Annotated in this window: 12 protein-coding genes; 1 reads left to right on the top strand and 11 read right to left on the bottom strand. The window is 73.9% G+C overall.

The window, feature by feature from the left end; translation table 11 throughout:
• Positions 1–22: 22 nt before the first annotated feature.
• From ACF1A1_RS09220 to fmt, 10 genes are all read right to left on the bottom strand, one after another.
• Positions 23–811, bottom strand: a complete 789-nt coding sequence (locus tag ACF1A1_RS09220) for a carbon-nitrogen hydrolase family protein (protein WP_391647050.1) — start codon at positions 809–811, stop codon at positions 23–25.
• A gap of 210 nt (positions 812–1,021) precedes the next feature.
• Complete coding sequence (locus tag ACF1A1_RS09215; RefSeq protein ID WP_391647048.1) at positions 1,022–2,206, bottom strand: MFS transporter; 1,185 nt, start codon at positions 2,204–2,206, stop codon at positions 1,022–1,024.
• Between the two features lie 179 nt (positions 2,207–2,385).
• Positions 2,386–2,838 carry an Lrp/AsnC family transcriptional regulator gene (locus tag ACF1A1_RS09210; RefSeq protein ID WP_276111955.1) on the bottom strand — a complete coding sequence of 151 codons (453 nt, stop codon included), beginning with the start codon at positions 2,836–2,838 and terminating at the stop codon, positions 2,386–2,388.
• Positions 2,839–2,848: 10 nt separating this feature from the next.
• Entirely contained in the window at positions 2,849–4,318 is a 1,470-nt protein-coding gene (locus ACF1A1_RS09205) for an amino acid permease (RefSeq protein WP_391647046.1), read from the bottom strand.
• Between the two features lie 166 nt (positions 4,319–4,484).
• Entirely contained in the window at positions 4,485–5,051 is a 567-nt protein-coding gene (locus tag ACF1A1_RS09200; protein WP_391647044.1) for a GNAT family N-acetyltransferase, read from the bottom strand.
• A 102-nt stretch (positions 5,052–5,153) separates the two neighbouring features.
• Positions 5,154–6,596 carry a GuaB1 family IMP dehydrogenase-related protein gene (locus ACF1A1_RS09195; protein WP_391647206.1) on the bottom strand — a complete coding sequence of 481 codons (1,443 nt, stop codon included), beginning with the start codon at positions 6,594–6,596 and terminating at the stop codon, positions 5,154–5,156.
• A 320-nt stretch (positions 6,597–6,916) separates the two neighbouring features.
• Positions 6,917–7,960 (bottom strand): sugar-binding transcriptional regulator, encoded by a 1,044-nt coding sequence (locus tag ACF1A1_RS09190; protein WP_391647042.1) that lies wholly within the window; start codon positions 7,958–7,960, stop codon positions 6,917–6,919.
• A 78-nt stretch (positions 7,961–8,038) separates the two neighbouring features.
• On the bottom strand, positions 8,039–8,725 hold the full coding sequence (rpe, locus tag ACF1A1_RS09185; RefSeq protein ID WP_391647040.1) for a ribulose-phosphate 3-epimerase: 687 nt from the start codon (positions 8,723–8,725) through the stop codon (positions 8,039–8,041).
• A 282-nt stretch (positions 8,726–9,007) separates the two neighbouring features.
• The gene (locus ACF1A1_RS09180) at positions 9,008–10,426 is read right to left on the bottom strand and encodes an RsmB/NOP family class I SAM-dependent RNA methyltransferase (RefSeq protein ID WP_391647038.1); all 1,419 of its coding nucleotides are present in this window, start codon (positions 10,424–10,426) and stop codon (positions 9,008–9,010) included.
• 76 nt (positions 10,427–10,502) lie between these two features.
• Positions 10,503–11,435 (bottom strand): methionyl-tRNA formyltransferase, encoded by a 933-nt coding sequence (fmt, locus tag ACF1A1_RS09175; protein WP_391647036.1) that lies wholly within the window; start codon positions 11,433–11,435, stop codon positions 10,503–10,505.
• Between the two features lie 420 nt (positions 11,436–11,855).
• Here fmt and ACF1A1_RS09170 point away from each other — a divergent pair, with 420 nt between their 5' ends.
• Positions 11,856–12,434 (top strand): hypothetical protein, encoded by a 579-nt coding sequence (locus ACF1A1_RS09170; protein WP_391647034.1) that lies wholly within the window; start codon positions 11,856–11,858, stop codon positions 12,432–12,434.
• Between the two features lie 153 nt (positions 12,435–12,587).
• Here ACF1A1_RS09170 and ACF1A1_RS09165 read toward each other — a convergent pair whose 3' ends face one another.
• Complete coding sequence (locus ACF1A1_RS09165) at positions 12,588–14,750, bottom strand: primosomal protein N' (protein ID WP_391647032.1); 2,163 nt, start codon at positions 14,748–14,750, stop codon at positions 12,588–12,590.
• Positions 14,751–14,778: the final 28 nt, after the last annotated feature.

Genomic DNA, 14,778 nt, shown 5'->3' with positions numbered 1-14,778 from the left:
CTGGGGGGAGGGTGGCGAGGGCTCAGACGAGGGACCCGTAGAGGCCGGGGCGGCGGTCGTGCAGATACGGGTTCGCCTCGCGGGAGGCGGCCAGGAGGACGGGGTCGGCGTCGGCGAACACCAGCTCCTCGCCGCGCCCGGCGCGGGCGCGGGCGACCCCGTCCGGGCCGGCCAGCGTGGAGAGCCCGACGAACTCGAACTCCCCTTCCGCGCCGGCCCGGTTGACGTAGGCGACGTACATCTGGTTCTCGAAGGCGCGCACCGGGATCATCGACTCGGCGACGAACTGGAAGGGGTGCATCTGCGCCGTCGGCACCACCAGGAGGTCCGTGCCGGCCAGGGCGTGGGCGCGGACGTTCTCCGGGAACTCGACGTCGTAGCAGATCAGCAGGCCGACGGTCAGGCCGTTCAGCTCGGCCTGGACGACCGTCTGCCCGCCGGGCGTGAAGTGGTCGCGCTCGAAGCAGCCGAAGAGATGGGTCTTGCGGTAGTTCGCGAGGCGGGTGCCGTCGCCGGAGATCAGCTGGGCGGAGTTGTACACCGTCCCGCCGTCGCGCTCCGGGTAGCCGTAGGCGATCGCCAGCCCGTGCCGGGAGGCGGTCTCCGCGACCGCGTCCGCACAGGCCCCGTCGGCCGGGTCGGCGAGGCGGGCGATGTCGTCGCCGATCGCGTACCCGGTGAGGAACATCTCCGGCGCGACGAGCAGCCCGGCGCCCGCGGCGGCGGCCCGGCCCGCGGCCTCGTCGAGCACCTTGAGGTTCTCGACGACCGAGCCGGGGCGGCCGGAGCTCTGGAGCAGGGCGGTGCGCATGCGTGTTCCTCACCTGGACGAGGGGGTTCGGGGGGCCACGTAGACGGTACGGGCGGCTGACCAGGGCGGACAAGAAGGAGCCGTTGCGCGCTGGTGAGCGGTTCGTTGCGTCGGCGGGGCGCCCGACGGCGATTCGTTGCGCGCCCCTCATGGGCGGTGCATGCCCTTCATGGACGGTGCGGGCAGGCCCCTCACGGGCGTGCGCGCTCCTCACTCGCGGCGCAGGTACAGCACCAGCGCCGTCACCAGGTACGGCACGGCGAACAGCGCGAAGGCGGTGCCGTGGGTGCCCGTCGAGGCGAGGACCGCGTAGGAGCCGTAGACGGCGATGGTGGCCAGCTCGGTGCCCAGTCCGGCGACCGAGGTGAGGGTGGCCCGCCCGGTGCCCTCGATGCGCTGCTGCAACCGGGCGTCGGCCAGCACGGTCGCCAGCTGGAAGCCGCCGAAGGCGACGGCCACGAGGACGATGCCGGCCGGTGTGCGGGTGGTCGCGCCGACGGCGAGGGCGAGGGCGCAGACCGACAGCACCGCGGCGACTCCCTTGCGGCCGAGGCGTTCGGCCGGGCCGGCCAGCAGGCTTCCGGCCGTGACGCCGGCCCAGATCAGCACGAGCAGGTAGGGCACGGCCACGTCCGGTACGCCGGTGTCCCGGGCCAGCAGCGGGGTGTACTCGTCGAGGGCGCCGAAGACCGCGGCGACGGCGGGGACGAGCAGCAGGGCGCCGCGGACGGAGCGGTCGCGGCGGGCTTCGGCGAGGCCGGACCGCAGGGCGGCGGCCCAGTGCTCGCTCCCGGTGGCGGCGGCCCGGTGCTCCGGGAAGCGGGTGGCGACGGCCGCGGTCAGCAGGCAGGCCAGCACGCTGGCCGCGCCGACCACCGGGTACCCGTACGCCGCGAACACCGGTCCGGCCAGGGTCATGGCGGCCGTCGTGGCGACCTGCCCGGCGGCGTGCGCGCGGCCCATGACCCGGGCGTAGCGGTCCGCCGCGCCGAGCCGCTCCAACTCCTCGTAGACGAGCGCCTCCAGCGCACCGGATCCCAGCGCGCCCCGGGCGCCCCACAGGACGAAGCCGGCGGCGAAGGCCCAGTACGACGGGACGAGCACCCACAGGGCGAAGCCGACGGCGCCCAGCAGCGGGCCGAGCCACAGCAGCGACCGCCGTGAGACGGCATCCGCCCAGGCGCCGGACGGAACCTCCAGCAGGACGCCGGTCGCCGACCACAGGACGAACAGCGACGACATCTGCCAGACGGACAGACCGGTGTCCGCGAACAGCAGCGCGTACACCGGGTAGAGCAGGACGAACTCGTCGAGGAACGAGTAGCCGTACAGCGTGGCCGTGAGCCGTCGTACGTCATGGGCGCCGACGGGCACACGCGCAGGTGAGAGAGTCATGAGGCCTTCCCGCAGGGACGTTTCGGACACCGGGGGTACGGCGTCCGAGGCGGCCCTCGGGAGGCACGGCTGGTGGATCAATGTCGCCAGGTCACGACACCGAGCGTAGACCCGTCTCCGGTCGGCTCACCACCGCTTTCACGCGGGCGGCCCGGGCCCTCACGCGAGGCTCAGGAGGCTCAGGTGGGCGATCCGGAGGAGAACCGGCGCAGCAGCGGGGACAGCACCAGCACGGACTTCGTCCGCTCCACGAACGGCTCCCCCGCGATGCGCTCCAGCACGCGCTCGAAGTGGCGCATGTCGGCGGCGAAGACCTGGGCGACCGCGTCCGCCTCCCCGGTGACGGTGGAGGCGGCCACGACTTCCTGATAGCGCTCCAGACCCCGCTGGATCGTCTCCGGAGAGGTGTTGCGCCGGCAGTAGATCTCGACGAACCCCTCGGTCTCCCAGCCGAGGGCCGCGGGGTCGACGCGCACGGTGAAGCCGGTGATGGCTCCGGTGGCGCGCAGCCGGTCCACGCGCCGTTTCACGGCGGGCGCGGAGAGTCCGACGAGCTGCCCGATGTCCGCGTAGGAGCGGCGGGCGTCCTCGGCGAGGGCGTGCACGATGCGTTCGTCGAGATCGTTCAGCACGGAGGGTGGTTCACTTCACTTCTGGCGCGGCAAGACGGGAGCGGCGATAGCCGTACAGGAAGTAGAACACGAGACCCGCGGCCATCCAGCACCCGAAGACGACCCAGGTCACGGTGTCGAGGCTGAACATGTTGTACGCGCAGAAGGCGAAGCCCAGGAGCGGCAGGACCGGGCCGAACGGCACCTTGAAGGTGCGCTCCAGCTCCGGGCGCCTGTACCGCAGGACGATCACCGCGATGTTGACCAGCGCGAAGGCGAACAGCGTGCCGATGCTGGTGGCGTCGACGAGCTTGCCCAGCGGGATCATGGCGGCGAGGACGCCGCAGAAGAGGGACACGATGACCGTGTTGAGGCGGGGGGCGCCGGTCTTCGGATCGACCTTGCCGAGCGCCCTGGGCACCAGACCGTCGCGGGACATCGCGAAGAGGATGCGGGTCTGGCCGTAGAGCACGGTGAGGACCACGCTCGCGATGGAGATGACGGCGCCGAGCGCGAGCAGGGTGCCCCAGAAGCTCTGGCCGCTGACGTCGTTCGTGATCGCGCTGAGCGAGGCCTGGGAGCCCTCGAACTTCTTCCAGTTCCAGGCGCCGACGGCGACCGCCGCGACCAGCACGTACAGCGCGGTCACGATGATCAGCGACAGCATGATCGCCCGCGGCAGGTCGCGCTTGGGGTCCTTCGCCTCCTCGCCCGCGGTGGAGGCGGCGTCGAACCCGATGTAGGAGAAGAACAGCGTGGCACCGGCGGCGCTGACGCCGGCCATGCCGAGCGGCATGAAGTCGGCGTAGTTGCCGGACTTGAAGCCCATGAAGCCGACCGCGCAGAACAGCACCAGCGCGGCGATCTTCACCACGACCATGATCGTGTTGGCGCGCGCGGACTCCCGCACCCCGCCGAGCAGGAACACCATCGCCAGCAGGACGACGATCAGGGCGGGCAGGTTGATGATCCCGCCCTCCCCCGGCGCCGAGGACAGCGCGGCCGGGATGGTGACCCCGATGGTCCCGTCGAGCAGCTCGTTCAGGTACTCGCCCCAGCCGACGGCGACGGCGGCCACCGACACGCCGTACTCCAGCACCAGGCACCAGCCGCAGACCCAGGCGACGAGTTCGCCCATGGTTGCGTATGCGTACGAGTACGAGGAACCGGCGACCGGGATGCTGCCCGCCAGCTCGGCGTAGGACAGGGCCGAGAACAGCGCCGTGAGACCGGCGATCACGAAGGCGAGGGTGACCGCGGGGCCGGCCTCGGGGACGGCGTCGCCGAGCACGACGAAGATGCCGGTGCCAAGCGTCGCACCGATGCTGATCATGGTGAGCTGCCACAGCCCCAGGGAACGCCTGAGAGACCCTCCCTCTCCCTGGCCGCCCTCGGCGACCAGGCGTTCCACGGGCTTGCGCCGCATGAGGCGCGCGCCGAGCCCCGGGGACGCGGGGGCGGTCTGACTGCGCTGCTGCGGGGGTGCGCCTTGGTCGAGCACGCGCTGACTCCTTTGTCGCTGCCGATCGGGGCGGCGGGGGCCGGAGGCAGCCCTGCGCGAGCAGGAACCCACCGAGCGGGGTCCCCGCCACGCCACGTACAGCGCATGACCCTACGAGGAGGAGCGTTGCCGTTGTAATGCAGCAACCTTGCGCGTCACCGTAAGATCATTGCGTTCCTCGCGGGTGGCCGTGCATTTGTTGCGCGGGCGCTGTCGACCTTTGCGCAGGGGCCGGCCGGCGCGATTCCCCGACGAGGAGGCTGCACGGGTCGACGCACTCGTGGGTCGTGCCGTCGGTGCCCTCGGACGACCAGCGGTCGACGTAGTCGATCAGGGGCCGGTACCCGAGCCGGGCGTAGGGGGCGGCCGCGCGCGGGTTGTCCTTCGCGACGCCGGGGCCGACGACGGTGATGCCCCGTTCCCTGGCCAGTTCTTCGGCGGCGTGCACGAGGGCCGTGCCGATGCCCCGTGAGCGGAGTTCCTCGGGCCGTACGCCGAGCCCGCCGATGTCCGGGCAGCCTGGCCGCGCGGCGCGCACGGCCGGGGCGTCACAGCCGGTCCAGCGCACTTCCGCGTGCCCGACGGGCCGCCCGTCCCGCCAGGCGACGAGGTACGTGCTCTCGCCCCGCTCCTGGCGTGCGAACCGGCGGGCGTGGCAGGACGTGGCTCCCGGTGGGCCGATGTGCCGGTCGAGGAGCGCCACGTCGGCGGCGCCGCAGACGGTGATCTCCATGAGGCCGACGTGGCCGCCGGGCAGGCGAACGGCCCCCGGTTCTCCCGGTGGTGGCCGGGTCGGCGGGGGCCGTGCGCAAAGGGGTGCTGGATCAGCGTCGGGTCAGCTCCAGCTGGCGTGCAGCGGCTTGCCCTCCGCGTAGCCGGCCGCGCTCTGGACGCCGACGATGGCCTTCTCGGCGAACTCCTCCAGGGAGGCGGCGCCGGCGTAGGTGCAGGAGGAGCGGACGCCAGCGATGATCGAGTCGATCAGGTCCTCGACGCCCGGGCGGCCCGGGTCGAGGAACATCCGGGAGGTGGAGATGCCCTCCTCGAACAGTGCCTTGCGGGCCCGGTCGTACGCCGACTCCTCGGCCGTGCGGTTGCGCACGGCGCGCGCGGAGGCCATGCCGAACGACTCCTTGTAGAGGCGGCCGCTCGCGTCCTGGTGGAGATCGCCCGGCGACTCGTACGTGCCCGCGAACCACGAGCCGATCATCACGTTGGACGCGCCGGCCGCCAGGGCCATGGCGACGTCGCGCGGGTGGCGGACACCGCCGTCGGCCCACACGTGCTTGCCGTACTTCTTCGCCTCGGCGGCGCACTCCAGGACGGCGGAGAACTGCGGCCGGCCCACCCCGGTCATCATGCGGGTGGTGCACATGGCGCCGGGGCCGACGCCGACCTTGATGATGTCGGCACCCGCGTCGACGAGGTCCTTGACGCCCTCGGCGGAGACGATGTTGCCCGCGGCGATCGGCACCTGCGGGTCGAGGTCACGGACCAGCTTGATCGCGTTGAGCATCGACTCCTGGTGGCCGTGCGCCGTGTCGATGACGAGCGTGTCGACGCCCGCGTCGAGCAGCAGCTTGGCCTTGTCCGCGAAGTCGCCGTTGATCCCGACGGCCGCGGCGATCCGCAGCCGGCCCCGCGCGTCGGTGGCCGGCGTGTACAGCGTGGCGCGCAGGGCGCCCTTGCGGGTGAGGATGCCGGCGAGCCGGCCGTCCGCGTCGACGGCGGGGGCATAGCGGCGGTTGGCCGTGTCCAGCCTGTTGAAGGCCTCGCGCGGGTCGATGTCCGCGTCGAGGAGCAGCAGGTCCTTGGACATGACCTCGGTCAGCTGCGTGAAGCGGTCGACGCCGGTGAGGTCCGCGTCGGTGACCACGCCGACGGGCCGGTGGTCGTCGTCCACGACGACACCGGCGTTGTGCGCGCGCTTGGGCAGCAGGGCCAGCGCGTCGGCGACGGTCTGGTGCGGGAAGAGCACGATGGGGGTGTCCAGCACCAGGTGGCGGCTCTTCACCCAGGAGATGACCTCGGTGACGACGTCGATCGGAATGTCCTGCGGGATCACCACGAGACCGCCGCGCCGGGCCACGGTCTCGGCCATACGGCGGCCGGCGACGGCGGTCATGTTGGCGACGACCAGCGGGATCGTGGTTCCCGTGCCGTCCGGGGAGCCGAGGTCCACGCCCTGACGAGATCCGACCGCGCTGCGGCTCGGCACCATGAAGACGTCGTCGTAGGTGAGGTCGTAGGCGGGCTGGATGTCGTTGAGGAAACGCACGTGCTGCACATCCCAGTCGATCAGAGGTGACCCCCGGACCGGTCAGCCAGGGGGAAAAGCACGTACTTCAGTGTCCCACGAAGCCCGGGATGCCCTGCCCGGGACGATCGTCCAGGCTGGTCAGGGGGCTGTATGGAGGAACGTCCAAGGGGATGCCGCCCGGCCCGGCGGCCGAGCTCCCGTATCGCCCCGCAGGGCGAGCGCCACGGGCGGTTCCGGCGCCGGCGGACGACAGGCACCCGACCAGAACAACATGCGCATGACACGCAGGGGCGTACCGCGACGGTCTGCCGTCACGGCCGCCCCCGCATGACGTCCCGTCAGACCCCGTCCGGATCCGCCCGGTTGAGCGCCGGCTTCGGCGTCGGCCCGGCCGTCATCAGGTAGTCCGCGGCCGAGGTGTCCGTCACCAGGCTGGTGACGAGCCCGGACCGCAGCACCGCGTCGATCGCGGCCGCCTTCCGCTGCCCGCCCGCGATCGCGACGACCTCGGGGATACGGCGGAGCTGGTCCGCCTTGACCGTGATGCACCGCTCGCCCAGGTCGCGCCCGACCCGGCGGCCCTCGGCGTCGAAGAGGTGCGCGGACATCTCGGCGGCGACGCCGAGCGAGGCGTAGTGAGCCCGCTCCTCGTCGCTGAGCATGTCGTGCACCGTCGAGATGCCCGGCTCCCAGGAGCCGATGGAGACGCAGGCGACCGTGACCTTGTCGAAGTACTCGAAGGCCCGGGCGATCCCGGTCTGGTGGCGCAGCGCGGTCGCGGTGGCCGCGTCCGGCAGCAGCATCGGCGCGTAGATGGGGTGCGCGTCTCCGCCGGACACCTGGGCGGCGCGGCGGACGGCCTCGACCGAGCCGCGCTCGGCGGTCCCGGCGTCGTACACGCCCGTCAGCTGGACCACCGTGCAGGGCGGCAGCCGGTCCAGCGCCGCCGCCATGTGGATGGTGGAGCGGCCCCAGGCCAGGCCCAGGACGTCCCCCTCGTTGACGAGTTCGCCGAGCAGGTCGGCGGCCACTTCTCCCAGGTTCTCGGGATCGGGCGACTCCTCGGCATCGGCCGGGGACTCGACCACGACGGCGTGCCTGAGGCCGTACCGGGCACGGAGCGCGTCGGAGCGCTCGGCGTCCAGTTCGGCCGGCACGCGGATCTCGATACGCACGAGATCCCGTTCGAGAGCGGTTTCCAGGACCCGGGCCACCTTGAAGCGGCTGACGCCGAACTCCTCCGCGATCTGGATCTTGGACTTCCCCTCGAGGTAGAAGCGGCGGGCCATGGCCGCCGCCTGCACCAGCTCAGCGGGTCCCATCCGCATGGCTGACCGGCCCGCCGACATACCCGACACGGCGATCTCCTCACTGCTGTTCACACTCTGGATTCGCCGTTCATCCTTGCAGATCCGGCGCACTCGATCAGCCCTGATGAGAGCCGTTCACGTAGCTGTGGCTCAGTGGTCGCACGCCCACGACGCCTTGGCGGTGGCCGCTTCCGCCTGTGCGCGCAGGCCACGGACCGCCTCGGCCGGGTCCTCGGCACCGTACACGGCCGACCCGGCCACGAAGACGTCGGCGCCGGCGTCGGCGCACCGCTCGATCGTCGAGGCCGAGACACCGCCGTCCACCTGGAGCCACAGCTGAAGGCCGTGCTTGCCGATCAGCTCGCGGGTGCGGCGGATCTTCGGAAGCATGATGTCGAGGAAGGCCTGGCCTCCGAAGCCCGGTTCGACGGTCATGATCAGCAGCATGTCGAGCTCGGGCAGCAGGTCCTCGAACGGCTCGATCGGCGTCGCGGGCTTGAGCGCCATGGAGGCGCGGGCGCCCTTGGCCCGGATCTCACGGGCGAGTCGGACCGGCGCGGCGGCCGCCTCGACATGGAAGGTGACGGACGAGGCACCCGCCTCGACGTACTGCGGGGCCCACCGATCGGGGTCCTCGATCATCAGGTGGCAGTCCAGCGGAGTGTCCGTCGCACGGGCCAGCGACTCCACGACCGGCACGCCGAGCGTGAGGTTCGGGACGAAATGGTTGTCCATGACGTCGACATGGAGCCAGTCGGCTCCCGCGACCGCCTGTGCCTCGTCCGCTAGGCGGGCGAAGTCGGCGGACAGGATGCTGGGGTTGATCTGCGCGGCCATGACCCAAGCCTGCCATGCCCTCCAGGGGTTGGCGGCATCGGTCCCCGGTGGAGGCGGTCGCACGACGGCACGGACCGCCCGCGACCGGCCGCACGGTCCCCCCGCGCCCCGCGAGCCCGGACCGCCCGCTGCCGCCCATCCGCCCCACCGCCCGCTGCCGCCCATCCGCCCCTGTGAACCGCGCGGACCGGCCGGTGCCCTCGGCGCCGCCGCCCGTGCGGGCCGCCCTGCGCACCACCACGCGGCCGGCCGGTCCCGCCCGGTCGTCCACCCCCGCTCAGCTCACGCGGTCCGCCGTACGACCGCCAGGTACATCGCGTCGGTCCCGTGCACATGCGGCCACAGCTGGACGTCGGGGCCGTCGCCCAGGGCCGGCACACCGGGGAGCAGCGGCCGGGCGTCGATCAGCTCGGCCCCCGCGTGCTGCTTGAGGACGTCGGACACGACGGCCCGGGTCTCGGCGAGGTGCGGCGAGCAGGTGGCGTACCCGACGACGCCCCCGACCCGTACGGACTCCAGCGCGGTCCGCAGCAGCCCGCGCTGGAGGGGCGCGAACCCGTCCAGATCCTCCGGCCTGCGCCGCCACCGCGCCTCGGGCCGTCGCCGCAGGGCGCCGAGCCCGGTGCAGGGCACGTCCATCAGCACGCGGTCGAAGGACCCGGGCCGCCACGGCGGACGCGTCCCGTCGGCGGCGATCACCTGGTACGGCCCCGGGTTCCCGTCCAGGGCCCTGGCCACGAGCCCGGCCCGGTGCGGCTGCTTCTCCGAGGCGAGCAGCAGGGCGCCCCGCTCGGCCGCGAGGGCCGCCAGCAGCGCGGCCTTGCCACCGGGCCCGGCACACCCGTCCAGCCACTTCTCGTCGGGCCCGTCGAGGGGCGCGCCCGCGAGCGCGAGCGCCACGAGCTGGCTGCCCTCGTCCTGCACCCCCGCGCGCCCTTCCCGTACGGCGTCGATGGCGCCGGGCTCGCCGCCCTCGGTGAGCCGTACGGCGTACGGCGACCAGCGCCCCGGCACGGCGGCCTCCTCGCGCAGCAGCTCGTCGACCGTGGCCCGCCCGGGCCGCGCGACCAGGGTCACCTCGGGCCGCTCGTTGTCGGCCTCCAGCAGGTCCTCGATGCCGGCCCGCCCGCCGCCGAGGGAGTCCCACAGCGCGGAGACGACCCATCGCGGGTGCGAGTGCACGACGGCGAGATGGTCCTCGGGGTCGTCGTCGTAAGGCGGCGCGACCTTCTCGATCCACGCGTCGAGATCGTGCTGCGCGATCTTGCGCAGCACGGCGTTGACGAACTTGGCCCGCCCGTCGCCCAGCACCACCCGCGCCAGCTCGACCGAGGCGGACACGGCCGCGTGGGTCGGGATCCGCGTCCCGAGCAGCTGGTGCGCGCCGAGACCGAGCACGTCGAGCACGGGAGGATCGACCTCCCTGAGCGGCCGGTCGACACACGCGGCGATGATCGCGTCGTACGTCCCCTGCCGCCGCAGCGTCCCGTACACCAGCTCGGTGGCGAGGGCCGCGTCCCGTCCGTCGAAATCCCCGCCCTCGCGCGCCTTGCGCAGCAGCGGCGGCAGCACGAGGTTGGCGTACGCGTCCCGCTCGTCCACGGCCCGCAGCACCTCGAAGGCGAGGATGCGGACGGGGTCCTTCTTGGGCCGGCGGTAGGGCTTGCCGGTGGGGCGGGAACGGCGGGGCTGATCGCTCACGAAAAAGGTGCTCCGGATTGCAGGAAGGAAGACCCACCCAGCCTACGTCGGGCGGACCGGGGCCCGTGCAGGAGCGTTACGCCCCGACGCGCTCGCCGTCCGCGATCCGCACCCCCCGGGCCCAGTCCGCCGCCCGCATCGGCTTCTTGCCCTGTGCCTGCACCCACAGCAGCTCGACGGCGTACGACCCGGTGCCGACGTGGACGCTGTTCTTGCCGACGCCCAGCGTGCCCGGCGCGAGGTCGCCGCGCCCCGGGACCGGCTGCACCTGGATCAGCTTCAGCCGCTCGCCCCGGAAGGTGGTCCAGGCGCCGGGGGCGGGCGTGCACCCGCGTACCACCCGGTCGACACGCAGCGCCGGGGCGCTCCAGTCGACGCGCGCGTCCTCGACCGTGATCTTGGGAGCGAGGGAGACGCCGTCGGCCGGCTGCGGTACGGCCTTCAGCGAGCCGTCCTCGATCCCGTCCATGGTGGCGGCGAGCAGCCCGGCGCCCGCGAACGCGAGCCGCGTCAGCAGGTCCCCGCTGGTGTCGGTGGGCCGGATCTCCTCCGTGACCGTCCCGTAGACGGGCCCGGAGTCGAGCCCCTCCTCGATGAGGAAGGTGGAGGCGCCGGTGATCTCGTCCCCCGCCATGATGGCGTGCTGCACGGGCGCGGCACCCCGCCAGGCGGGCAGCAGCGAGAAGTGCAGGTTGACCCAGCCGTGGGCCGGGATGTCGAGGGCCACCTTGGGCAGCAGGGCGCCGTAGGCGACGACCGGACAGCAGTCCGGGGCGATCTCCCCGAGCCGCTCCAGGAACTCCGGCTCGCGCGGCCGGGCCGGCTTCAGCACCTCGATGCCGGCCTCCTCGGCCCGCTGGGCCACGGGAGACGCGACCAGCCTCCGCCCCCGCCCCGCCGGAGCGTCGGGCCGCGTGACGACGGCGGCCACCTCGTGCCGCCCGGAGGCGATCAGGGCGTCCAGGGCGGGAACGGCGACCTCGGGGGTACCGGCGAAGACGAGCTTCATGGGTGGGCACGGGCCTCTCGGAGGAAGGGACGACGGGCAACGCCCAAGTTTATTGGGGAGGAAGGGGAAAGCCGCTGAGGGCGGACGGCCAACGACGGGGGGCGTCCGCCTCTCGTCCAAGGGGCACGGACGGTGCGCGGGTGGGAGAACCCGACGGCGAACGCCGGGGGCCGATCCGCGCACCCCCCACGAAGGAGGCGAACGCCGCGCGTCGGGCCGCACACCCCCCACGAAGGAGGCGAACGCCGCGCGTCGGGCCGCGCACACCCCCGCGAAGGGGGCGTACGCATATGCCCATACGCCCCCACACCGTGACCGGCGGAGCTGCCCCGCGTTGGTCAAGACAGAGTTGACCACACCGGGCCGCTCCCCACAGCGGCCCGACCCTTTCTCTTCAACGCCGGTTCGAGAGGCTTGTTCATGGCCGACCACGCAACCCACGACGCCCAGGCCCGGGCCAGCCTGCACTTGCTGGTGCGGGACATCGAGCGGGTCCGCCGGCAGGTGGACGCACTGCGCACCCTGACCGCCCAGTTGGGCAACGTCTACCGTCCGCGCCGCTCCGGTCCCTCCACGGGCTTCGTCGTCTACGGACGCGCCCCCGCCCCCACGGTCCGCCTCGCGCAGGAGCTGCGAGACAGCGTCGAGACCCTGGTCACCGCGGCGGTGGACTTCGACCGCTCGCTCGGCTTCTCGTGGGACGCGGTGGGCTCCGCGCTCGGCGTCACCAAGCAGGCCGTCCACCGGCGCTACGGCTCCCGCCGTGCCGCCGCCCAGGCGACGGCGGAGCCCGACCGGCCGACGGAGCCCTCGGCCAACCGTACGGTCAACGTGGGCACCGCGATCCCCGCGGTCCCGGCGGTCCCGGCAGTCCCGGCGGTCCCGACAGTCCCGGCGGTCCCCGCCGCCCGCTCGATGCCGACGCAGCCGACGGCGGGCAGCCCGTCCCTGCGCGACGAGGCGAGACCGTCGGCCTTCCCCGGCCCGCGCAACGGCTGATCCTCCCTTCCGGCCGCGGGTCACCGCGGCCCGGCCCACCGCGCCCCCCACCTGTCCTCCCGGCACCTGGTCGGGAGGGCAGCCGCGTATCCGGCGTCAACGCCACCCGCCGGCCCGCCGCAAGCCCGCGCCGATCCGAGCCTCCACGGCTCGTCACCCGATGTCGGGCGGATCGATCCGCACCCACACCGCCGGTCCCCCACCCCCGCTGCCACCCCGAGCCATCCGCGCGGCCTGCGCGGCCTTGAGCGCGGAGGCCAGCGCGGCCCCCCGCCCCGGCGGCACCCGGATCAACGCCCGCTCCCACTGCTCGCCGGGAGGCGGCCCCCCCGGCCGCCGTGCCCGCCCCGCGGGCGTGACCGGCAGCGGAACGGGCCCCAGCACCTCGGCCTCCGCCGGCAACTCCACGGTCCCGAGGAACTCGGCCACCGCCTCCGCCGTGCCCGCCACCGCCGCCATCCGCGACACCGGCGGAAAACCCAGCTCGGCCCGCTCGGCGAGCTCGCGCACGGCGTGCCCGACGGGATCCCACCGCACCAGCGCCTGCACGGGCCGCAGGGTCGGCTCGGCGACGACGACCACCGTCCCCCCGTCACCCTGCGGCCGTACCAGCGCGGCGGCGGCGATCCACCGTCGCAGCGCGTCCTCCCCGGCCCGTAGGTCGGGCCGGGCCAGCATGGCCCAGCCGTCCAGCAGCAGGGCCGCCGCGTACCCGCCCTCGGCGACCGGTTCGGCGCCCGGTGTGCTCACCACGAGCGCGGGCGTCCCCGGCACGGTGTCCAGCACATGCTCACGCCCGGACGTCCGCACCGGGACCGCGGGAAAGGCCCGCCCCAGTTCCTCGGCGGTCCGCCGCGCCCCGACGACCTGCGCCCGCAGCCGGAAGCCCCCGCACTCCGGGCAGTGCCAGGCGCTCTCCTCCCGCCCGCACCACCCGCACGACAGCGCCCCGCCGTCCCGCGCCTCCAACGGCCCGGAACAATGCCGGCAGCGCGCCGGCGCCCGGCAGTCGGCACACGCCATCCGCGGCACGTATCCCCGCCGCGGCACCTGCACGAGCACCGGCCCCTGCCGCAGCCCCTCCCGCACCGCCTGCCAGGCGAGCGTGGGCAACCGGGCGGCCCGGGCGGCCTCGTCACGGGCGAGGTCCTGGTCCCCCACCGTCCGCACGAGCGGAGCCGCGCCCCGCACCTGCTCCCGCGCGGCGACCAGCGGCCGCGCCCACCCGCTCTCGACGAGCTGCGCGCCCTCGACGGTGCAGCTCCACCCACCCATCAGGAAGGCGCACTTGTCCTGCGCCGCCCGCAGCAGCAGCACGTCGCGCGCATGCGGCTGCGGAGCGTGCTGCTCGCTGTGGCTGTCGTCCCCGTCGTCCCAGATGGCCACCAGACCGAGGTCACGCACCGGGGCGAACATGGCGGCCCGTGTCCCGACGACCGCCCGCACGGCCCCCCGCCGCACGGCCAGCCACTCGCCGTACCGCTTCTCGGGCCCGGCGTCGGCGGTGAGCAGCGCGTGCCGCCCCTCCCCCAGCACACCGGTCAGCGCGGCATCCACCCGCGCCGCGGCCCGCCCGTCCGGTACGACGACCAGGGCCCCGCGTCCGGAGGCCAGCGTCGCGGCGACGGCCCGCGCCACCTCCTCGCTCCACCCGGGCCCGGGCAAGGCGTTCCACACGGCCCGCGGGGACGCTCCCGAAGCCAGCGCCCGGAGGAACGCGCCGCCCTGCTCGTACCGCGCCCAGGACCCCACCGCCGGCATCTCCGGCGGTGGGAGCGGCGGGGGCGAGGGCCTCCGCTCGGCCCGCGCGCTGCGCGGCGGCACGGCCAGTTGCAGCACGTCCGCCAGGCTTCCCGCGTACCGGTCGGCGACCGCCCGGGCCAGTCCGAGCAGCTCCGGACTCAGCACGGGCTCGGGCGACACCACCTGGGCCAGGGCGGCCAGCGGACCGGCGTAGTCCGACTCGGTGAGCCGCTCGACCAGGAACCCGTCGATGAGCCCCCCGCCCTCACGCCGTCCCTCACGCACCCGCCCGCGCCCGGCCCCGAACCGCACCCGCACCCGCACCCCCGGCTGGGCGTCGGCATCCAGCTCGGCCGGCACCGCGTAGTCGAAGTACCGGTCGAGATGCAGCACGCCCTTGTCGACGAGCACCCGCGCCACCGGCAACTCCTCGGCCAACGCGGCCCCCCGCCACGTCCGCGGCTTCGCCCGCGGCACCTTGGCCTGGCGCACACTCTCCCGGATCAGCGCGAGCTGCTCCGGCGGCGCCCCTTCCCCGCCGCCACCGCCCCCCTGCCCGTTCTCGCTGCTCACGCTTGCATTCTTACCAAACGCCACTGAC

The organism is Streptomyces sp. NPDC014995 (assembly GCF_043080745.1).
Lineage (GTDB): Bacteria > Actinomycetota > Actinomycetes > Streptomycetales > Streptomycetaceae > Streptomyces.
This window is presented reverse-complemented; position numbering and strand designations above follow the sequence as displayed.